Raw genomic sequence first — 21,808 nt, 5'->3', positions numbered from 1 at the left:
AGATCTCGGATTGGTTGTGAATGATACTTCTAAATACAAATATTAATAATTAACCTAAATATTACAAAAATCATGCCTCTGGCGTCTCAGAATCGTCGTTTTCAGTGTCATCTTCCTCTACATCTTCATCTTCGATACTGTCTACAATTTCATCTTCAATAACCTCAGCGTCATCGCCTCTAATGATCAGTGAATCAGTTGCTTCACCAATTTCTTTTACGATTACATTGCCATCTTCGTCTAATTCTTCGGCTGCTTTTTCATCCGGATCTTTCAGGATTCTGGTTACCGAAGTAATTTCGTCTGAGTTGTTCAGTCTGATCAATTTAACACCTTGCGTATTACGTCCGGCCTGACGAATATCAAGAACACTCATGCGAATGGCGATACCATTACGCGTAATGATCATCAAATCGTCCTGCTCGGTAACTTCTCGAATTGCAACCAGTTTACCAACTTTATCAGTGGCATTCATGGTTGAAACTCCTTTCCCACCTCTGTTTGTTACGCGGTAACTATCTATCAATGAGCGCTTTCCAAATCCGTTTTCAGAAACTACCAGCAACTGTGCATCTTCACGGTTAATACAAACCATTCCGATCACTTTGTTTGCAGGATCATTCAGGTTGATACCACGAACACCAGCAGCAGTTCTTCCCATTGGCCTCACTCCTTTTTCATTGAAGCGAACGGCACGTCCTGCACTTGATGCAATAACGATATCGTTATCTCCATTTGTTAATGCTACATCCAAAAGACGGTCGCCCTCATTAATTGAGATTGCAATAATACCATTCGTACGTGGACGAGAGTATGCTTCAAGCAAAGTTTTCTTTATCGTACCTTGCTCTGTACACATAATGAGGTAATTATTGTTGATATAATCCTCATTCGTCAAAGTACGTACATTAATAACCGAACGAATCGAATCACCATTTTCAAGGCTGATCAAATTCTGGATCGGACGCCCTTTTGACGTTTTACTTCCCTCTGGCACTTCATACACTTTCATCCAGAACAATTTACCATATTCGGTAAAGATGAGCAGATAGTTAAGCATCGTTGCCGAGAACAAATGTTCGGTAAAATCGGTATCCTTGGTTTTCACACCACGAGAACCTACCCCACCCCTTGTTTGTGTTCGGTACTCAGCCAGCGGCGTACGCTTGATATAACCTTCATGAGAAATGGTAATAAGCATTTCCTCATCCGGAATCATATCTTCATCACTGAACTCCTCAGCAGCAAATTCAATTGTTGTACGACGCTCGTCGCCGTAGCGATCTTTAATATCACCAAGCTCAGTTTTGATGATATCGTATTTACGGTATTCGTTTGCAAGAATATCTTTCAAATCAGCGATGATCAGCATAATCTCTTCATATTCCTTCACAATTTTGTCTCTTTCAAGACCTGTCAATCTTTGCAGACGAAGTTCAAGAATTGCTTTGGCCTGGATTTCACTTAAAGCGAAATTCTCCATCAAACCTGTCTTCGCAATCTCAGGATCACGTGCGTTACGGATCAAAGCAATTACGGCATCAAGATTATCAAGCGCGATAATCAAACCTTGTAAAATATGTGCTCTTTTTTCAGCTTCGCGCAATTCGTATTCCGTACGGCGTGTGATGACGATGATACGGTGTTCTACGAAATGTTTAATCAGATCTTTCAGATTCAGCATCACCGGGCGACCTTTTACAAGAGCCACATTATTAACGCTGAATGAAGATTGAAGCGGAGTATATTTATAAAGGTGATTTAAAACGATATTTGGAATCGCATCTTTTTTCAAATCGAAAACGATACGCATCCCATCTCTATCCGATTCATCACGGATATCAGAAATCCCATCCAGTTTTTTATTATTGATCAAGCCGGCGATACCTTCAATCATGGTAGCCTTGTTGGTCATGTACGGAATTTCAGTAACGATAATCTGTTCCCGACCCGTTTTGGTAACATCAAAAGAAGCTTTTGCACGAACAATGATCCGGCCTCTTCCCGTTTCCATTGCAGCACGCACACCCTGATATCCATAAATGATACCACCCGTTGGGAAATCCGGTGCCTTGATATGCTGCATCAACTCAGAAATCTCAATTTCATTATTGTCGATATAAGCAAGCACGCCATCCACAACTTCCGACAAATTGTGCGGAGCCATGTTTGTCGCCATACCTACGGCAATACCGGAAGATCCGTTTACAAGCAAGTTTGGAAATTTCGCTGGAAGAACCGTTGGCTCTTCAAGAGAATCATCAAAGTTTGGCTGAAAATCAACTGTATCTTTACCTAAGTCATTTAATAATTCGTCAGCAAGACGTTTCAATCTTGCTTCTGTATAACGCATCGCTGCCGGAGAGTCGCCATCAACGGAACCAAAGTTTCCTTGTCCGTCAACCAACATATACCGCAACGACCACGGTTGGGCCATACGCACCATTGTATTGTAAACCGAAGCGTCACCATGCGGGTGATACTTACCTAAAACCTCCCCTACTATACGAGCTGATTTTTTGTGGGATTTGTTATAACCAACACCCAAATCAGACATACCATACAACACACGTCTATGCACCGGTTTCAAACCATCGCGAACGTCGGGTAAAGCGCGGGAAATAATAACTGACATCGAGTAATCGATGTATGCTCCTCGCATTTCATCCTCAATATTAATGGGGATAATGTTTTCACCTGAAGATTCTGCCATAAAGAATTAGAAAAGAATCAAAAATTTAAAATGAGAGATTGATTTTATACAAATACTCACTGGATTATTACAATATCGTAACTTCCAAAAAGACAAATTTCGCTATTTTTAGGCATTCTAACAAACTTCTGAAGGCATATTCTGTATTCGTTTTCTATCGCTGTGATCCTGGGGAATTTAGGATCGATAATATTCATGAATTCCGTGATTTCGGCCTGGTATCGCACACCCATGCATGCCGCCTGGGCTGAGATAATGAGCCTTTCAGGCTCTTTTTAGGGTAAGAATCGAGTTTGTTTTGGGGTTTTGTGATAATTAATTGGAAAGTAAGTGCGGTTCAATCGTTAAATTTATTAGTATGCATCCTTATTATTGAAAAACCTCATTTCCCTAAATTCCTTTTTATGCCTTTATTACTGACATTTCTTTCCATTTTATTTCTGATTCTGCTCATTGCCTGGCTCAAAATTGATACATTCATATCCTTTCTTCTGGTATCAATTGGTTTGGGACTTGCAAGCGGACTTGACGTTGTGACGGTAAGTAAGGCAATTCAAAAGGGAGTTGGAGGCACGCTGGGAGATCTCGTACTGATTGTAGGGTTTGGAGCGATGCTTGGAAAACTGGTAGCCGATAGCGGTGCAGCCCAAAGGATAACAGATGCATTGATTGGCGTTTTTGGACAAAAATATATTCAGTGGGGAATGGCGCTTGCAGGATTTGTAATCGGAATTCCTCTTTTTTATAATGCCGGTTTTGTAATTGTGGTCCCACTTATTTTCATGATCAGTGCCACGGCCAGACTTCCTTTATTATATGTAGGAATTCCAATGCTTTCGGCATTATCTGTCGCTCATGGTTACTTACCACCTCACCCATCTCCGGCCGCCATTGCCAGCCAGCTTAATGCGGATCTTGGAAAAACATTATTTTATGGTTTAATGGTTTCGATCCCGGCCATAGCCGTTGCTGGTCCAATTTTCGGAAGTACGCTAAAAAGATTTACACCAAAACCTGACGCTGATTTATTCAATGTAAAACCAAGGCCGACTTCGGAATTACCGGGTTTGGGAATTAGTATTGTCACGGCTTTACTTCCGGTATTTTTGTTAACAACTATGTCAGGGATAAAAAGAGTTTATCCTGATAACCAAGCGATTGCATTACTTGCAGAACCTTATTTCGGCATGTTACTTTCTGTACTTTTCGCCGCTTATACGCTTGGTATACAGCGCGGCTTGAACATGAAAGGTATCAGTAAATCGATGGAAGAAGCTTTTAAAGGTGTTTCTGTAATTCTTTTGATTATTGCCGGTGCGGGAGTTTTTAAAGAAATCATGACAGCCAGCGGTGTGAGTACCTACATTGCCGAAGGTTTGGTAGGTATTGATATTTCTCCAATTATTTTAAGCTGGGGAATTGCCGCGGTAATTCGCGTCTGCGTTGGATCAGCAACGGTTGCAGGATTGACTACGGTCGGCATACTTTCTCCTCTGCTGATTCACTCGCCCGTTCCTCCGGAACTGATCGTGCTGTCCATAGGCTCCGGAAGTTTAATGTTCTCACATTTGAACGATGGGGGCTTCTGGCTTTTCAAAGAATACTTCAATTTAAGTATAAAAGATACACTGCTGACCTGGTCGGTTATGGAAACAATTGTGTCAGTAATGGGGTTGTTGGGGGTTTTAGTATTAAATTTGTTTGTGTAAGAGTAAACAAAGGACACTTTTGCATCTTTTCAAAAACAATACTTAATTATCAACCTTATCTTTTTATTGCATGACTCCTGAATCCAATTTCGAAGCACTGGGACTTAATTTACCGCCGGCTCCTAAACCATTGGGTGTTTACAAACCATATCTGATCGTTGACAATCGTTGGGTTTATGTTTCGGGACACGGAACTATACAGGACGATGGCAGCCTGATCATTGGCCGAGTCGGTGCTGATCTTGATGTTGAAGAAGGCAAACTGGCTGCGCGCCAGGTTGGACTTGCTATTTTGTCAACATTGAAAACAAATCTTGGAAGTCTTAACCGAATAAAACGTGTTATCAAGGTTTTGGGAATGGTCAATGCAACAACAGATTTCGAACGTCATCCTTACGTAATCAACGGTTGTAGCGAGTTATTTGCAAAAGTTTGGGGCGAAGAAAACGGCATTGGTGTCAGAAGTGCCGTAGGAATGGGTACCTTGCCTGATAATATTCCTGTTGAAATTGAAGCAATGTTTGAACTGGAAGAAAATTAGAATATCTGCGATTGCTGATTGAAAAAACGCATCGTGTTATTCTGAATTCAGACTACGGCCTTTTCTGATCAGCAATCGCCTCTTTCTTAAACAAAATATCTATCCAAAATGTGGTATCTACTCAACAAACCGGAAGAAGTAATTTCTCCCTCTCTTCTTTTTTATAAAGACAGAATTGAAAACAATATCCGAAGTATGGTGCACATTGCCGGAGATGCCAACAGGCTTGTACCACATGTCAAAACGCATAAAACTTCTGAAATTGTAAAATTGCAGTTGAATGCAGGAATCTCAAAATTCAAATGTGCTACGATTGCCGAAGCTGAGATGCTGGCAGATTCCGGCGCTAAGTGGATTTTACTGGCTTATCAAATGGTGGGTCCGAACATTTCCAGATTATTTGCTTTGAGAAAGAAGTATGCAGATGTCACATTTTCTTCACTGATTGACAACGAACAATCTGCTCAGGTTCTAAATGATTTTTCTGAAACACAGGATTTTATTTCTACAATATTTATTGATGTAAATAATGGAATGAACCGTTCAGGCCATACGACCGACGGGACAATCCTTTCTCTATATCGTTTTTTAAATACGTTACCAAATATTGAAGTTTCAGGTGTTCATGTTTACGATGGACATATCAGAAACGCAGAGTTTTCGGAGCGGAAAGCGGCAAGTGATGAAGCGTTTGAAAGGGTATATCCATTATTTGATTTAATCCGGGAAGCTACTGAAAAAGAGCCGGTGATCATCGCGGGTGGTTCGCCGTCTTTCACAGTGCACACGCTTCGTCCGGAAGTTTTTTTAAGTCCGGGTACCAATGTTTTGTGGGATTGGGGTTATGGTGATCAGTTTGATGATCAGCCATTTTTGCATGCTGCGTTAATTTTGACAAGAGTTGTTTCAAAACCTTCCGTTGGTATTGTCACCATTGACTTGGGACATAAAGCGGTTGCAGCTGAAAATCCTATCGACAAACGTTTCAGATTATTAAACCTTAACGGATATACTGTTACGGGACAAAGTGAAGAACACGGCGTTTTAGAAATCGGAGAAGATGCCTGGGAAAATATCCAGATCGGCGATGTTTACTATGCGCTCCCCTATCACATTTGTCCTTCCGTTGCTTTGCATGATTACGCATCCATCATAGAAAATGGTGATGTCATTGACGAATGGAAAATCGTAGCCAGAAATCGCCGCATAACTATTTAAAAAATTCATCCTAAACTATGAGTGAGCCATCATTCTCTCATTCAGAATTCACTCATTCAATTATTGTAAAAAGTTATGTTTTTATTTGATGCCCACCTGGATCTGTCCATGAATGCTGTGGAATGGAATCGGGATTTAACACAGGATTTACATACGATACGGGATCGTGAAAAAAATCTGACAGACAAGCCTGACCGCGGTTTGGGTGTTGTCAGCTTTCCCGAAATGCGTAAAGGAAATATAGGCATGTGCGTTGCCACTCAGATCGCACGTTTTGTAAAACCAGACAGCAAAATTCCCGGCTGGAATTCTCAGGCGCAGGCCTGGGCCATGACACAGGCGCAAATAGCCTGGTACAAAGCCATGGAAGATGCCGGTGAAATGATTCAGATTAATGACTTACCCGGCTTAAGAAAACATCTAGCACTTTGGGAAAATGCAGAATCAACAGAAAATTTACCGATCGGATATATACTAAGTCTTGAAGGTGCTGATTCTTTCATTACTTTAAAAAATCTGGAAATCGCTTACGGATACGGACTTCGTGCTGTCGGGCCTGCGCATTATGGTCCTGGCGTCTACGCGTATGGAACCGATTCCGATCAACCTTTATCACAAAAAGGAAAAGATCTGCTGGCTGAAATGGATCGGTTAAAAATGATTCTGGATGCTACACATTTGTGCGACAGTGCATTTTGGGATGCGATGGAAATTTATCAGGGACCGGTTTGGGCAAGCCATAATCTGGTCCGCGAAATTGTTCCGCATAACCGTCAGTTTTCTGATGATATGATTAAGGAATTGCTGAACAGAAAGGCAGTAATCGGAATGGCTTTCGACGCCTGGATGATGATCCCGGGCTGGGAACGCGGAAAATCAACACCGCAAAGTACTGGTTTGAAAATCGAACATGTTGCTCAGCATATAGATCATATTTGCCAGATTGCCGGAAATGCATTACATGTTGGAATCGGCTCAGATCTGGATGGTGCTTATGGAAAAGAACAATCTCCGGGCGACCTGGATTCTATTGCTGATCTTCAAAGTATAACAGGAATTTTAAAAAACCGGGGATATTCTGATCAGGATATTGAACAGATCATGTGGAAAAACTGGGTTGATTTTCTGGAAAGATCCTGGGTATAAACAGATAGGTAACAGAGAAAAAAAGAGGCCAAAGGAGTTACACAGAGATTATTTAAGAAGCGACATTTCTCCATTTGCGAGATGTGTCGCTTTTCTGTTAAAGTATTGCCTTATTGCCTAATTGTTGCCAAGATTTCGACATGTTAATGATTTCATCATAAATCATCCCTGTTTATTACTATTAAGAAAATTACATTTGTTTATAATGAATTAAAATATATTTATTTGGATTGATTATAAATAATAGTGACCTTTGATGTTGTAGAGCGATAGCAAACTGCTGTAATCTTTAACACATTTGGATTTATAATACTGGTAATAACAAATGAGCACAATATATAAAATTTCTTTTCGTGCTAAATTAAAGGATGGATTATCATTCCAACGTCTGCATGACTGTCTGAAAAAATTAAATGTAAAACACTGGGCGTACGATTTCCAGAATCTTTTGCTAAGTCTTCAATCCGATTTTCCTGATTTCCGAAGTATTCAATCAGCGCTTCGCTCTGCGGGTTTCAGATGCAATTTTGTAAAGATGGAAAACGTAGATCATCTGCTGGCCGGATAAAATACAAAAAGACCAAAAAAGAGCAAGCCACGCAGAACGTGGCTTGTTAACTTATTATTAAATTAGTTAGGTTGTTATTCTTCGGATGAAGATACCATAAATTTCAGAAAGTGAAATACCTCCTGCTGATTTTTAATATGATTTCTTGCCGCCGACAAATCATCCCCTATTTTTATCGTATACGCCGTTTCAGGTAATGCCTCAAACATATCCTCATCCGTAGTATCATCTCCAATGGCCAGGATAAAATCATAGTCGCTATTTTCTACAAATGCCCTTGCAGCTGTTCCTTTGTTAAAGGCTGTCTTTTTTACTTCTATTACTTTATTTCCCTCAATGATCTGCAAATTCAGTTCAGGCTGGATAAAACTTTTTAGCTGCCAGGTTAATTCCTGAGCACGCCTTAACGCATATTCCTTATCCTCAGCCGTCCGGTAATGCCAGGCCAGTGATGTTTCTTTTTCTTCGACAAATACACCCGGACAACGTTTGGCATACATATCAAGAATGGGCCGGATGCTTTCTTTCCAGTTTTCCTCATAACCTTCATTCAAAACCCATTCGTCACTATCCTTTGTTTTTACCAAAGCACCATGTTCAGCTATAATGTGAACCGGTAAATCGTGGAAAAGATCATTTAGAAAATATCTGTCTCTGCCGCTTATGATGATTACAGTATCCCGTTTGGCAAGATCCATAATAATTTTTTTGGTATCCGCAGATACTATGGCCTTTGCCGGATCCGGAACGATAGGCGCAAGTGTGCCGTCATAGTCAAAAAACAAAATCCTGTTTGATGAAGAATCATAAGCCTTTCTAATCGCGTCAATTCCTTTATTTGTTAAAAACACCTGTCTCAGGCGTTCGTGTTCTTGTTCAAGCATAATCATTTGTGTAAAAAAATCATTGGTCCATGCAAATATGTCATACTCCCGGATCCGGGTTTGCATGGCGTCCATTCGTTTTGTTTGTTCTGCTTCCGACATTTCGAAAGCTCTTTCAATGGCATCAGCAATATCCTGATTATCAAGCGGATTTATTATCAGTGCTTCGCCAAGCTCAGCTGCGGCTCCTGCCATTTCGCTCAGTATCAGAACACCTTTTCTATCTTTCCGGCTTGCTACATATTCTTTACAAACCAGATTCATCCCATCTCTGACAGGTGTAATCAATGCTACATCACTGGCTGTATACATTCCCAGCAATTCATCGTATGACATGGAGCGGTATTGGTAAATTATCGGCTGCCAGTTAATATTTCCATAATTGGCATTAATTCGTCCAACAGTCTGATCAATGTCAGATTTCATCTGCTGGTATTGGTCAATTTTGTCCCGTGATGGAACTACGACCATGACATAGGAAACCTTCTCGTGCCAATCCGGATTTTGCTCCAAAAATCTTTGAAAACCATGTAGTCTGTGTAAAATACCTTTCGAATAATCCAGACGGTCTACTGAAAATATGATTTTATCTTTTAAAGATTCCCTGGCCAGCAATCTTTCGCGGGCTATCTCCGGTTCGTTATATGCTTCGTTAAACTTTTTGTAGTCTATACTGATCGGAAAAGAATCAACTTTCACGATTCGGTTACTTAAATTGATGTAATGAAGTTTGTTTCCATAACCAGCAACCATACGCGCAGCTTTGAGGAAATATTCCACATAATCATTTGTGTGAAATCCCACTACATCGGCGCCAAGAATTCCGTCAATGATTGCCTTACGCCATTTTACAGGCAGCATTCTGAAAAGCTCGAAAGAAGGGAACGGTATATGGAAAAAGAAACCGATTTTGTTGTCTGGAAAGCGATCCCGTATCATTTCCGGAAGCAGCATCAGCTGATAATCCTGCACCCAAACAACATCGTCAGGTTGAATAATTTCAGCCACTTTATCGAAAAACAAACGATTAGCTATCTGGTAGCTTTCGAAATATTCATCTTCAAATTTGGCGAGAGACGGAAAGTAATGACACAGCGGCCAGATCAGATTATTGCAAAAACCTTCATAGTAATTCTCGTTTACGTCGGCAGGAATAAATACCGGGTGTGCCTGAAAACTGTCATTTGCAAGCGACTGGCCTTCAAGTTCTTCCGGCGTATTCTCTGTAAAGCCAACCCACTGGATTTTTTCAGCAGAATTGAATGGCGATCCTTCCTGCTCATGCACCAGTGAAAGCACCGCAGAAACCAGCCCTCCAGAATTCTGGAAAAGTTGAACCTGATCGTTTTCGTTAATTATTTTAAAAGGTAGTCGATAGGCAACAATAATTAATCGTCCTGTTTTTTCTTTTTTTAAATCATTCATACGTTCGTTGCATTTAATTGTCAAATGCACCTCACTAAAATAAGGTATGCAATCTTATAATAATGCAAAAGGTAAACCTTGTACCAAAATTGATTTTTGGAATAGATGCATTTGGTTCGTTTCACTGAATAAAATCAGTTTTTTAAATAATTACCGCAATTACTGTTCCAGTACAAGTACTTTGAAAGAACGTTTACACTTATTCTTGAAAAATTATAGAATCTACCTATTTCATTTGTAGCGACAATTCTATAATTTTGTATCTGCATCACTTCGGTGGTGTATAGTGTGTGTTGTAGTGCACAAATAATCTTGGCATATGCCGGGATTTTTTTGTTTTGTGACCTACCGGTAAATTATTTCCATCTTCTATTCCATAATATTTGTTCAAATAAATATTATAAAAATTCCGTGATTAGCTAGCTTCTGTAAAGGACAAATCTGTCAGTAAATTCTATGTCATGCGACACTTCGTCACAGATTAAACCTGCTTTGTTCAATACTGCCACAGTACCTAAAATTAATAATGTTAAAATAGAAATTACTTATTGTATTTTTTAAATCTTAATTTTCTACAAATTATTAAATATCAATAAGTTGAACTTCGATTATAAAATTGGATTTATTTGCTAGCACGATTTTTGTATAGTCAGACGCAATCAAAGTGGTTTACTGCTTTGAGGTGAGAAATATTTAGTAAAAGATCCTTGCAGCTGCGGGGATTTTTTCTTTCATTTTTGCAAATATAAATTTGAACTTTTTCTACATTTAATAAAGCCACATGTAATATAATTACGAATTTAATTTGGAATATATTCTACAAGAATTTTGTTTTTCAAAATATTTATTCTACTTTTAAAACAGTTACCTAATAATGTAGAGTGCTGGGTTAAATAATTAGCAAAAGGGCCTTGGTTATACCGAGGCCTTTTTATTTTATCCAATTTACAGAACTGTATTTTACAATTTCGCTCGTCGATCTCAATAACGACTGGTCAATTTCCTAAACTTTGGAAGTAAAATACCCTGTTATATTTCATCAAAAAATTTCTCGTCCACCTTTTTCCAATTATTTTTACTTGGTTAAAATGTGATTAAATCAATTACTGAGATATATTTTAATTTGATCGCAGCCGTTATTTATTAGAATTTCAGAATAATACTTGAAGTTATTTTGGTATGCATTTCGACAATTAAAATATGATGAATGCACCCAAATAAATCTTATACATTTTTTATAAATCCCGGTTGCGAGTAGTTAAAAACCTGCCCTTTTCGGCAGGTTTTTTTATGTTTGTTGAAAAATATATGGGTTTTCATATTTTATCAGATATTTTCGCGCATCAACTAATTCTTTTCCTCCATGCTGATTGAACAATGCACAAATCATCATTTATCACGCCTAGCTGAAATATTTAATGATTACAGAATTCACTTTGGGCAAGAGTCTGACTTAGTTGGATCCAACGCATTTCTTGAAGAAAGATTATTGAAAAATCAGGCCGTGGTATTTGTAGCAATTGATGAAGAAAGTGATGAATACATGGGATTCACGCTGCTTTACCCAATGTATACTTCATTAAAAATAAAATCAACATGGACGTTGAATGACATGTTCATTGCCGAAAAATACAGGAAATTTGGAGTCGCCAGTAAATTGCTTGAAAAAGTTAAAGAATTTGGTAGTGAAACGGATGCTCAGTGGATTTCGCTAAAAACCGGCATTGAGAATTTAAAAGCACAGGCGCTTTATGAAAAATTCGGTTTTGTAAAAGATGAAGGACATTTTTACTATTACCTTCAATAAGCAATGCAAAATTGCTAATCCGCTTCATTCGTATCATCTGCATCGGATGATATCTCTTCATCGACGATCCGATTGAAGGTTTCGTCAAGTCTGCCTTGTTTGAGCAATTGTAAGAAAACCGTCAGCTCTTCCGCAGTGGCTTCATTACTGAGATAACGACTCACGAGCTTATCCAGGAAAATTTGTTCTTCCATATTTCTGTTTCTTGTAAGACAACAACTGACAGTGTGAGGGTACCCTGGCAGTGAATAAATTACAAAGAAACAAAGAACATAAATTAAAGATTCAGGCAAAAATAAGGAGGTCCATTTCAGCAAAATCGAAAAAAGTAGACAGATAAAAACCAAACGCAATTCCTAAATCTCTTTCCACGGCAAGTCGCATAATTTTCATCGACCGCACCATGTGTTTTTTTATGAGATTTTTTGAAACGCCCATATTTTCGGCTGCTTCGTCATAAGACAAACCTTGCTGACGGCAAAGCTGAAAAACTTTTTTGCTTTGTGGTGTTAACGTTGCAAGTATGGTTTGAAGAAAACTCTGGTACTCATCCGACTGTACTTTGTCTTCACTCCCGTTATGTGCGTCACTGTAATTCTGAACAAAACCTGAAAGCCTTTTTTCTTCTGACACAACCTTTTTAAGTACGTTCAGGCTATGATTCTTACCTGCAACCAGCAGATAATTTTTGAACGAGTGAACTTCGGTAAGTTTATGCCTATCCTCCCAGATTTTAATAAATACCTCCTGGCAAGTATCGTTCGCCAGATCAGAGGATTTCAGTATTTTATAAACCAGACGATACAGATCAGGTTTGAAGCGCGCATATATTTCTGAGAAAGCCTTTTCGTCCCCTTCGGACACTTTTTTTAAAATAACAGACTCGTTTTTAAAATACATTATTTTCGATGGCTAGGAGTTATAAACAAATTTTATCACTTTAATCAATAGCAAGATATTATAACAGTAGAGAATAGAAATGCCAATTATTATTTCATATAACAAGAATCTTACAAAACAATTTTACCATTTTTGAATAGAAAATACAAATATTATATAAAAGGTACAGTATATTATTGTTATGTTTATGAAAGGAGTTTCTGACTGTTTTCAAATGAACAGATTGACCTAAAATTGGTTACAAAATCATCTCATCAGGTTGTACAAATTGTAACCGATTGGGGTCAAAACGAACGAAAGCCAACCGTATCAAAGTTGGCTTCGTTCATATAGCATTATTGGTGTCAGTTTATTTAAAACTGATTTTACTATTTCTTTTTCTCGATTTTCACATCTTCCTTCAAATACATCTGAGCTAACTGGAATGCATATTCATCGATTTTAATACTTCCAATATTTGCCTGGATGGCAACAACCAAACCTTCTGCCGGATAATTCATAATGAAGCAACGCGTACCCTTCACCGTTCCGCTATGTCCATACCAGTTTCTTCCGGCCAGGTCTTTTCCAACAAACCAGATTAGTCCCTGCCAGGACGGAATTATTCCGGCCGCTTTTGATGGATGGATTGCCTTTTGATTTTTTTCAAAATAAGGCGTGTACATTTTGGCTATCGTAGCAGGTTTTAGTAAAACTCCATCGTTCAGCGCAATACACAGTTTAACCATATCTTCCGAAGAAGCGATGATTCCGCCGCCAGCATATTTGTAGCTCGTATCTTCATAATCCGGATTAACGATTACTCCACTTTTATCGCGCACATAACCTTTTCCACGATTTGGAATCACACGAGAAGGAATATCAAACCAGGTCGCTAACATACCGGCAGGTTGCCAGATGTTCCGTTTCATGTATTCCTCAAAGCTGATTCCGGTTATTTTTTCAACAATGCCGTGCATCAGATTGCTCGCGTAAGAGGAATATGAAAAATATGCACCAGGATTAAAAAGAAGAGAATCGTCACGAAAAATGGTAGTTGCCTCTTCGAAATTATCATAATGCCTCATTCGTTTCAAACCGAAATTATCATTGTCTTTGGCAGCATAATGTCTGATTCCGGATGTATGGGTCAGAATATGTTTGATTGTAATCGGTTTCTGCTTTTTGGGAAAATAAGGAAGGAATTTCTGAATTTCATCATCCAAACTCAACAATCCTTTTTCTTCCAATTGCATGATTGCAATCACTGCCACAGCCTTTGAAACAGAACCGATGTTATGCACCGTTTTCCCATTTTGCAAAACCCTATTATCCAGATCCGCATAACCAACGCCACCTGAAAAAACCATTTTCCCGTTTATCGCCACGGAAGCAGAAACACCCGGCGCTCCACTTTCATCCGCAACACGTTGCAAGTAATTCAGTACATATTTGTCCTCAGAATTTTCATGTTTGAATCTTCCTGGCTGTGCATTTATGATATCGGGAGATGCTAAAAAAAAGGCCCCAACCGTTATACCAAAAACTATTCTCTTTAAACCAATCATAAACTAATCCGTGTAAATTTTAAATTACTCAACCCTTTTTCGGAGGAAAATAACTGGATTGAATCAGCTCTTTTACATCCTTAAATTTCTTATTCGGTTTGAGATAACCGGCCAGAAAATTGTAAACCTTGAAGCGAATTTCCTTTGCACCGTAGTTGTCTATACGATCAAAAGTATGGCCGCCGGGGATGTCTTTGTAAATCTCGTATTCAAATTTCTTCCCTTCGGCTTTCAGCGATTTGATCAGATGCTCCACTTCCAGAGAATTAACATCCTCATCATTTGTATTGGTATGAACCAAAAGCGGGGTTTTTAATTTTTCTGCATTCCAGGCCGGAGAGCGTTTGCGATACTCAGCAACATTTTCATCAGCAGATTTCCCAATATGATAATCGGCTGAATAAGCGTCACGATAACTTTGTGATTTATAACCCATTCGTGCAACCAGATCGCTTACCGGTACACCTGCGTAAGCAACTGCGTAATCTTCCGGATGATTGAAAATATTCAAAAGTGTGATCATCCCGCCATGGCTCCAACCCAGAATTCCGACCCGGTTTTTGTCAAGGAAATCATAGTTCTGAATCATATAATCACGACTGCTTTTAACATCTTCCACTTCCAAACCGCCATAATCAATCTGGCGATAAAAGCCTGCGCCATACCCTGTACTTCCACGATAATCTGCTGCAACCACAACATATTCCTGCGCGATCAATTCGCGGATAATATGGGCATAAGTTGAAGTGAAATTGCTATGCACGCCGCCATGCGGAAGCACAAGCAAAGGATACTTTTTATTGACATCGATTTTCGCAGGAATGAAAACATAAGCCGAAAACCGAACCGGATTTTTCGCGCCTTGTCCCGTTGGATTTTTGATAACGGCAGGTGGCGGACCGGTGATAATTACTTTATCGACAAAGGCAACATCTGCAAGTTTATTATGCCAATCCAGATCATCGATTCCCTTGGTAATCTGATCGAAATCATGCTGCATGGCTTCAATTTGCTTTGCCATTTTACTAACCTGGTCTTCAAGTGAAGCCTTGGATTTTTCCTGAGCAAATCCTGCCTGACCGATCAAAAGGCCAAGCAGAATTAGAATATTTTTTTTCATCATGTTAATTAGGAGAAGAGTAAAGTTGGTTAAAAATGACTTTGAACGTGCCGTATGATTGGGCGCGGAAAGTGATTTCCGGACCGAAAGCGATCAGTTTTCCTTTCCCAACATTGGCTTCGAAAGCGGCAACACCATCCTGTAAATAAGCTTGTCCCCATGCCCAGCCACTGCGCAAAGGTTTGTTTGAGTCGAACCACATTAATGGCTTGATCGCGCCTTTGGAAACGGCTTCAACTGAAAGATTAAAAACCGGACTCGAATCAAAATAAATGTCGCTTTTCGAATTCATTCCCCAGGTGATTTTTTGTGTCGAATCAACGGAAACCTGCAAAACACTTCCCGGAATAAAATATTTATCGTTTGGCAAAAGGCGCTCAACACCGGTTGCTGTCATTTCCATCAGCGCATTGCGAACAGGTAATCCGATATGATAAGCCAGACTTGTACTGGTTCCAATCGTGAAAACTGAACCACCTTCTTCCATGAATTTTTTCAAAGCCGGAATGGATTTCGATACACTCAGACTTCCCATTTTACTATGAAATTCAGCCGGAACATCTTCTTCCTTTGCTTCTTTACGAACATATTCCTCTGCGCCTGGTCTGGCATTTCCAATTCCCGGAATCGCTCTGGTTACGAACAAAATCAGGTCGTACTTTTTGCGCAGATCACCCGCATCAATATCCTTTGCGTAAACAAGCTGAATTGGAAAATGATATTGCTCCATAATCCAGCGAACCCAGCCGGACGGCATCGATCCGCCATAATTATCCCAAAGCGCTACACGAGCCGGTACGACCTTGGTCAGATTTGTTGGACGTTTTCCAACTGTTTTTACAGAACTTCCTAATTGAGCCGAAGATTTTTCCAATGCAGATTTGGCTTTGGCTGAGACTGGAACAAAAAATGTCCCCTGCTCTTTTCCATTGGAAATTCTGAATACTTCCAGGCCAGCCGCTAAAAGATCATTAATAAAAATGAATGAATTATTCACCGCTGGACTAAGCTCGTAACCAGCAACCGAACCCGAAGGAACGACCGTTTTTAATGTCTGCAATTCTCCATAGGGCAACGTGACAAACGGACCTGAAAAATCTCTTAAAATTCTGTCAAAACTTACGCCCATCTGGTAAGCCAAAGTCCAGCCCGCGCCATCGTAAGGACGGATCGGAGGACCGCCGGCATATTGAAAATCATTCGGGTGATCCTGAGGTTCGAACATATCCAGAATATGCGGACGAAAAGCCTGGTTCGACTTCACAATGTATGAACCTGCGGGATATTTTTTACCGGAAACAGTAAAATCAGCAGACGCCTTCTGTACCTGAATTCCTGCTTTAATCAGCGCATTCAGGAAATTAACAGCCGTTGGAAAATCTGTCTGGTTGGCAGGAATAATATAACCACGTGCATCACGAAGCGTGGAATCTTTCAGGATTAAATCATAATAATTAACCTTCGGAGCTGGCGCGGCAGTGCTTGCGGTTAAGGCAGGTTTCCCAGCTTTCATTGCTTCATTGATCGCATCAATGCGTTTTGGATATGGTGTCCAGTAATCCATATTTCCACGGTCAATAGAATTTTTTCCCATGTGGTAAATATTGAAAAGCAGATCGTCGTAGTTACGCGCTGCATAATCCAAAACCGAAAAATTCAAAGAAAGTGAATAGTCTATCGACTGTCTGAAATGCCATGTTTGCGGCGTTACCGGATTTGGGGTAGCGCCATTTGGAATCAAACGGTTTGGCACCAAAGGAATATCTTCCGGTGTTGGCCCACCGATAATTTCTGTCAGCAAACCAACCATATTGTGAAACTGCGTTGTTGTACGCAAACCTCCATTATACCAGGTAGAAAAAGTAGAACCGGTTAAGCGGGTATAACCTGGTTTGTTTTCAACATTCAATCGATTATACATTGCTGCACCAAGTGCATCAATCCCTGTAATCATCAATGGATCAAATACATAATTGAATGGATCACGGTAAGGAGGACCTGCCAGAACAGAACCAGCTGGCCCACGTTGATGGTGATTATACATTACCTGCGGCAGCCATTCAACAAAAAGCTGACGACCCATATTTTGAGATTCTTTCATCTGCATCATATAAAAATCACGGTTATTATCATGACCGATATACTTCTGATATAATCTTGGAAGGAATTCAAGCGTACGCTTTTTAGGATCTTTTTCACGCATGTACCAATTACTGACAAGCTCTTGTCCATCCGGATTGGCATGCGTCATGAGTACAATCACATTATCAAGAATTCGGTTTGTTTCCGCATCCTTGCGACTTGCCAATTGATAAGCCGTTTCTATTAACTGGTGAATACCAACAACTTCCGTTGCGTGCAAACCGCCGTCAATCCAGACAACCGCTTTTCCGTCGGCAGCCAGAGATTTTGCCTCCTCGGGAGTAATACCTTCGGCACGGGCCAGTTTTTGCGATATGTCCTTATACTTGGCAAGGTTTTTCAAATTGGCGGGAGAAGAAATAATCAGCATATACTGATTACGACCTTCTTCTGTTAAACCGATACTGGTTAACTCAACGCGATCCGAAGCGTCAGCCAGTTTTTTAAAATAAGCTTCCGTTTGAGTGAAATTGGCAAGTTGGTAATCATCTCCAATAGCAAAGCCGAAATGATCCTTCGGAGAAGGAACGGACTGGCTATATGAAACCGAATTACCTGCTAAAATGATGAATAGTAATAGGAGAAAAGGTTTTTTTATCATAGCGGATTAGAAGTAGTAAAGGTTATTTATAGGCCGTCGGCTTTCGGCAATCGGCATTCAGATTTGGGTTTTGCTTAGCTTTTTGATAATCAGATACTTACTAACAGCAAAATTCAATTCGGACTAAATATTCAGTTTTCGGTATTCGGCAATCAGATTTTGGCAATAAATTATTTTTTACCAGAATCTGAAAGCCGACTGCCGATAGCTGAAAGCCGCTGCTATACTGCGTCTGAAAGACTTGAAAAAGTAAAATCGCGGATTTTTAAAGGCGGCACCATATTGCCTCTGGTTCTGACGGATTTACCCATCGCTTCCAGATTGTTTAGCATAATCACTGGACTTTCATTAAACCGGAAGTTTTTGACCGGATGTTTGATCTGTCCGTTTTCGATATAAAAAGTACCGTCACGCGTAAGTCCGGTGTAGAGCAAAGTCTGTGGGTCAAGCCAGCGTGTGTACCAGAAACGGGTTACAAGAATTCCTTTTTCAGTATCTTTTATCAGATCTTCCAAAGAACCGGTTCCACCTTCCATGATAAATCCATCTGGTGCAAGGATTGGCGCAATACCTTTACTTTGTGCCCAATAGCGAGAATAAGACATATTTTTTACCACACCTTTATCGAACCAAACAACTTTTTCAAGAGGAAGCCCTTCTGATGAAAAAGGTTTTGCAGGAATATCTTTATCCGTTGGGTCAGAATAAATGGTGACACGTTCATCGAGCAACTTCTCTCCTATTCGGGTTCCTCCGCCTTTTTTGCTCAGGAAACTTCTTCCCTCATCAGCCGTTCTGGCATCCATGGCGCGGATCATGAAAGAAATCAATTCTCCCGCGGCAGTAGGTTCAAGAATTACGGTGTATTTTCCCGGCTCAAAAGCTTTTGCACCTCTGGAAGAAATGGCTTTTTGCATCGCAACTTTGGTAGCGACTTTTGTATCCATCAACGCACTGTCATTGAAATCACCAGAACCATAACCCGATCCCAAACCATCAGCCGTACGAACCGTTATTGAAAAATCAACAGAGGTACTTTTGTTATAAGCAAATAAACCTTTGCTATTTCCAAGCGCTTCAAAACCGGCAGAATCTTCTAAATATCCTGCGCCAGTCAGCTTATTTTCACGAACAGGAATAATGCTATCCTTCGCAAACTTGGCACGCTGAGCAGGATCAATCTTCGCCGTAGTATCCAGAAAACCTTTACTTTCCAGATATTTTTGTGGGCCTGGCATAGGCAAGTATTCAACATTTTCAGGTGCCAGTTTTGCAACTTCCTCCGAGCGCCTCACCGCTTTTTCAAGCGATGCATCATCAAATTCGTTGACCGTTGACGTACCCTGTTTTTTACCAAAAACAGAAGTAATTGATAACGACAAGTTATAAGTTTCGGCACTCGTGGAAACCGAATTACGCGCAAAACGAATATTTCCTGTTCGTTTTCCGGTAAGCTCAACGCTTGCTTCGTCCGCTTTCGAATATCCTAAAACCTTATCTATAATTTTTTTCGCTTCTTCTTTCGTTAAAATCTCCATACGGGATCATTCATTTAATAATTTACAAAAAGCATATCTATCTAATCATTCAAAAAAATGCAATTGACATCCTGATTAAATCCTCAAATCAAGAAAATCAAGATCATATTTTGCGCCCTGTATTAATCACATTCACGCCATTAAACCGCGAAGTCGAACATCCATGAGATACCGCGCTCGACTGGCCAGGCTGACCTTTTCCATCAAAAAGAGTCCCGAACAAACGATAATCATCCTTGTCACAGATCTTCGCACATGAATTCCAAAACTCCTGAGAATTAGACTGATATGCCGCATTATCCAGCATCCCGACAATTTCGCCGTTTTTCACCTCATAAAATAATTGGCCGCTAAACTGGAAATTATAGCGCTGCTGATCAATGGAGGACGAGCCTCTTCCTAAGATATAGATTCCCTTTTCTGTGTCCTTAATCATGTCAGCAACGCCGTATTTTTCCTTACCGGGCTGCAACGAAACATTGGGCATTCGTTGAAACTGAATCGAATCCCAGCTATCGGCGAAACTGCAACCCTGCGATTCCTTCTCGCCAAGTAAATGAACCTGATCACGCGTTGCCTGATAGTTTACAAGAATTCCGTCCTTGATCAGATTCCAGTTTTTACAAGGCACGCCTTCATCGTCATATCCAACGGCGGCCATACTATTAGGCTGCGTTTTATCAGCAACAAAATTCACGATCTTGCTACCGTACTCAAATGTTTTCGATTCCCATTTCTCCATCGTCGCAAAACTGGTTCCTGCAAGGTTTGCTTCGTAGCCCAGAACACGGTCTAGTTCCAGCGGGTGGCCTACGGATTCATGAATCGTTAAACCGAGATTTGAAGGATCCAGTATCATATCATATTTCCCTGCAACAACCGTTTTAGCAGTCAGTTTTTCCTGCGCCTGATGCGCTGCGAGAATTGCATCTTCGACCATATCGTAAGAAAAACGATAAACGGTAGGTTTTCCCAGAATTGACATTTTTTCAGAAGCCAGTCCGTCCAGATATTCATAACCCATACCAATTGGAGCACTTAACGCGTCGCGGGTTTTGAATTTCCCAGCTTTTTTGTCAACTGCCGTCACAGTGAATGTCGGCCACATTCTGTGCACATCCTGATCAATGTAAGAGCCATCGGTCGATGCGAAATATTTCTGTTCGTTGATGAAAAACAGGTTCGAGTTTACGAATGTCGCGCCATTTTTGATCGCTTCACCATTTACTTTCATCAACAGATCAATCTTTTCTTTCACAGGAATTGTGAAAGCATTTTTAGTGATCGGCGTTTTCCAGGTCTGGATTCCTACACCTTTTTGAGGGGCCAGAATTACCGGCTCCTCCTGCATTTCAGAATTCGCTTTTGCTATGGCCACGGCAGTCGCTGCACATTTTGCAATGCTATCAACCGACAAGTCATTTGTTGCACAGAAACCCCATGTTCCGTTTGCAATCACACGAATTCCTAAACCGTAAGATTCTGAGTTGACAATATTTTCAACCCGCATTTCTTTGGTAAAAAAATACTGTCTCAAATACCTGCCAATTCTTACATCGGCGTAAGTTGCACCTTTGCTTTTTGCAGCGTTCAGTGCTACGTCGGCCAGTCGTTTTTTTGCGGTAACATCAATGCCTGGCATCATTAAATCTTCTGCCGAGATGATCCTGCCCTGCACCATTCCGGAGGAAAATAACGCGGCTCCCATTCCGGATAACTGAACAAACTTTCTTCTGTTCATAAAAAATCGTTTTACTAAATGAGTTACTTGATCGTTAAGAGTTTATTGGATTTTTTGTTTTTTGTTCTGGTTTTGATAGTGTGGTTTATTCCTGCTTTTTATTACTGAAAGATTGAATAAGTTTTTAGCTCTGTCAGAGTTTTCAATACCGGTCGGACGGCTTTTCCCGCCGTCGGACGGATATTAAAAAGTTTGATCTTTAACCAAT

15 protein-coding genes are annotated in these 21,808 nt (G+C 40.1%); 6 read left to right on the top strand and 9 right to left on the bottom strand.

Going from position 1 to position 21,808, the window contains the following annotated elements; all coding sequences use genetic code 11:
* Nucleotides 1-70 precede the first annotated feature (70 nt).
* A complete protein-coding gene (gene gyrA, locus IEE83_RS13180; protein WP_194121021.1) occupies nucleotides 71-2,713 on the bottom strand; it encodes a DNA gyrase subunit A in 2,643 nt (880 codons plus the stop codon).
* 404 nt (nucleotides 2,714-3,117) lie between these two features.
* Here gyrA and IEE83_RS13175 point away from each other — a divergent pair, with 404 nt between their 5' ends.
* The 5 genes from IEE83_RS13175 to IEE83_RS13155 all read left to right on the top strand — a co-directional run bounded on the left by IEE83_RS13175 (nucleotide 3,118) and on the right by IEE83_RS13155 (nucleotide 7,895).
* Nucleotides 3,118-4,422, top strand: a complete 1,305-nt coding sequence (locus IEE83_RS13175; protein WP_194121020.1) for a gluconate:H+ symporter — start codon at nucleotides 3,118-3,120, stop codon at nucleotides 4,420-4,422.
* A gap of 70 nt (nucleotides 4,423-4,492) precedes the next feature.
* Nucleotides 4,493-4,963, top strand: coding sequence for a RidA family protein (locus IEE83_RS13170; protein ID WP_194121019.1), 471 nt, complete (start codon nucleotides 4,493-4,495; stop codon nucleotides 4,961-4,963).
* A 108-nt stretch (nucleotides 4,964-5,071) separates the two neighbouring features.
* On the top strand, nucleotides 5,072-6,181 hold the full coding sequence (locus IEE83_RS13165) for a D-TA family PLP-dependent enzyme (RefSeq protein ID WP_194121018.1): 1,110 nt from the start codon (nucleotides 5,072-5,074) through the stop codon (nucleotides 6,179-6,181).
* 75 nt (nucleotides 6,182-6,256) lie between these two features.
* A complete protein-coding gene (locus IEE83_RS13160) occupies nucleotides 6,257-7,327 on the top strand; it encodes a dipeptidase (protein ID WP_194121017.1) in 1,071 nt (356 codons plus the stop codon).
* 325 nt (nucleotides 7,328-7,652) lie between these two features.
* Nucleotides 7,653-7,895: a hypothetical protein gene (locus IEE83_RS13155; RefSeq protein ID WP_194121016.1), complete on the top strand. Its 243-nt coding sequence runs from the start codon at nucleotides 7,653-7,655 to the stop codon at nucleotides 7,893-7,895.
* 74 nt (nucleotides 7,896-7,969) lie between these two features.
* Here IEE83_RS13155 and IEE83_RS13150 read toward each other — a convergent pair whose 3' ends face one another.
* Nucleotides 7,970-10,204 carry a bifunctional alpha,alpha-trehalose-phosphate synthase (UDP-forming)/trehalose-phosphatase gene (locus IEE83_RS13150; RefSeq protein ID WP_194121015.1) on the bottom strand — a complete coding sequence of 745 codons (2,235 nt, stop codon included), beginning with the start codon at nucleotides 10,202-10,204 and terminating at the stop codon, nucleotides 7,970-7,972.
* 1,363 nt (nucleotides 10,205-11,567) lie between these two features.
* Here IEE83_RS13150 and IEE83_RS13145 point away from each other — a divergent pair.
* A complete protein-coding gene (locus IEE83_RS13145) occupies nucleotides 11,568-12,011 on the top strand; it encodes a GNAT family N-acetyltransferase (RefSeq protein WP_194121014.1) in 444 nt (147 codons plus the stop codon).
* Between the two features lie 14 nt (nucleotides 12,012-12,025).
* Here the strand turns inward: IEE83_RS13145 and IEE83_RS13140 are convergent, their stop codons facing one another.
* The 7 genes from IEE83_RS13140 to IEE83_RS13110 form a co-directional block, all read right to left on the bottom strand.
* Nucleotides 12,026-12,175: a hypothetical protein gene (locus tag IEE83_RS13140; RefSeq protein WP_194121013.1), complete on the bottom strand. Its 150-nt coding sequence runs from the start codon at nucleotides 12,173-12,175 to the stop codon at nucleotides 12,026-12,028.
* A 121-nt stretch (nucleotides 12,176-12,296) separates the two neighbouring features.
* The gene (locus IEE83_RS13135; protein ID WP_194121012.1) at nucleotides 12,297-12,911 is read right to left on the bottom strand and encodes an RNA polymerase sigma factor; all 615 of its coding nucleotides are present in this window, start codon (nucleotides 12,909-12,911) and stop codon (nucleotides 12,297-12,299) included.
* Nucleotides 12,912-13,279: 368 nt separating this feature from the next.
* On the bottom strand, nucleotides 13,280-14,458 hold the full coding sequence (locus IEE83_RS13130; RefSeq protein ID WP_194121011.1) for a serine hydrolase domain-containing protein: 1,179 nt from the start codon (nucleotides 14,456-14,458) through the stop codon (nucleotides 13,280-13,282).
* 28 nt (nucleotides 14,459-14,486) lie between these two features.
* Nucleotides 14,487-15,581 carry an alpha/beta hydrolase family protein gene (locus tag IEE83_RS13125; RefSeq protein ID WP_228101798.1) on the bottom strand — a complete coding sequence of 365 codons (1,095 nt, stop codon included), beginning with the start codon at nucleotides 15,579-15,581 and terminating at the stop codon, nucleotides 14,487-14,489.
* 1 nt (nucleotide 15,582) lies between these two features.
* Complete coding sequence (locus IEE83_RS13120; RefSeq protein ID WP_194121010.1) at nucleotides 15,583-18,321, bottom strand: M14 family metallopeptidase; 2,739 nt, start codon at nucleotides 18,319-18,321, stop codon at nucleotides 15,583-15,585.
* A 221-nt stretch (nucleotides 18,322-18,542) separates the two neighbouring features.
* Entirely contained in the window at nucleotides 18,543-19,859 is a 1,317-nt protein-coding gene (locus IEE83_RS13115) for a TldD/PmbA family protein (protein ID WP_194121009.1), read from the bottom strand.
* A gap of 103 nt (nucleotides 19,860-19,962) precedes the next feature.
* A complete protein-coding gene (locus tag IEE83_RS13110; RefSeq protein WP_194121008.1) occupies nucleotides 19,963-21,600 on the bottom strand; it encodes a TldD/PmbA family protein in 1,638 nt (545 codons plus the stop codon).
* Between the last annotated feature and the right edge of the window lie 208 nt (nucleotides 21,601-21,808).

This window comes from Dyadobacter subterraneus (genome assembly GCF_015221875.1).
Classification (GTDB): Bacteria; Bacteroidota; Bacteroidia; order Cytophagales; family Spirosomataceae; genus Dyadobacter; species Dyadobacter subterraneus.
Note: the sequence above shows the minus strand (reverse complement) of the source record. Positions and strands in the feature narration are given on the sequence as shown.

What these genes read in the sequence shown, in the direction of transcription:
- gyrA (WP_194121021.1), bottom strand. Translation starts at nt 2,713, where the DNA reads ATGGCAGAATCTTCAGGTGAAAACATTATCCCCATTAATATTGAGGAT.
- IEE83_RS13175 (WP_194121020.1), top strand. Translation starts at nt 3,118, where the DNA reads ATGCCTTTATTACTGACATTTCTTTCCATTTTATTTCTGATTCTGCTC.
- IEE83_RS13170 (WP_194121019.1), top strand. Translation starts at nt 4,493, where the DNA reads ATGACTCCTGAATCCAATTTCGAAGCACTGGGACTTAATTTACCGCCG.
- IEE83_RS13165 (WP_194121018.1), top strand. Translation starts at nt 5,072, where the DNA reads ATGTGGTATCTACTCAACAAACCGGAAGAAGTAATTTCTCCCTCTCTT.
- IEE83_RS13160 (WP_194121017.1), top strand. Translation starts at nt 6,257, where the DNA reads ATGTTTTTATTTGATGCCCACCTGGATCTGTCCATGAATGCTGTGGAA.
- IEE83_RS13155 (WP_194121016.1), top strand. Translation starts at nt 7,653, where the DNA reads ATGAGCACAATATATAAAATTTCTTTTCGTGCTAAATTAAAGGATGGA.
- IEE83_RS13150 (WP_194121015.1), bottom strand. Translation starts at nt 10,204, where the DNA reads ATGAATGATTTAAAAAAAGAAAAAACAGGACGATTAATTATTGTTGCC.
- IEE83_RS13145 (WP_194121014.1), top strand. Translation starts at nt 11,568, where the DNA reads ATGCTGATTGAACAATGCACAAATCATCATTTATCACGCCTAGCTGAA.
- IEE83_RS13135 (WP_194121012.1), bottom strand. Translation starts at nt 12,911, where the DNA reads ATGTATTTTAAAAACGAGTCTGTTATTTTAAAAAAAGTGTCCGAAGGG.
- IEE83_RS13130 (WP_194121011.1), bottom strand. Translation starts at nt 14,458, where the DNA reads ATGATTGGTTTAAAGAGAATAGTTTTTGGTATAACGGTTGGGGCCTTT.
- IEE83_RS13125 (WP_228101798.1), bottom strand. Translation starts at nt 15,581, where the DNA reads ATGATGAAAAAAAATATTCTAATTCTGCTTGGCCTTTTGATCGGTCAG.
- IEE83_RS13120 (WP_194121010.1), bottom strand. Translation starts at nt 18,321, where the DNA reads ATGATAAAAAAACCTTTTCTCCTATTACTATTCATCATTTTAGCAGGT.
- IEE83_RS13115 (WP_194121009.1), bottom strand. Translation starts at nt 19,859, where the DNA reads ATGGAGATTTTAACGAAAGAAGAAGCGAAAAAAATTATAGATAAGGTT.
- IEE83_RS13110 (WP_194121008.1), bottom strand. Translation starts at nt 21,600, where the DNA reads ATGAACAGAAGAAAGTTTGTTCAGTTATCCGGAATGGGAGCCGCGTTA.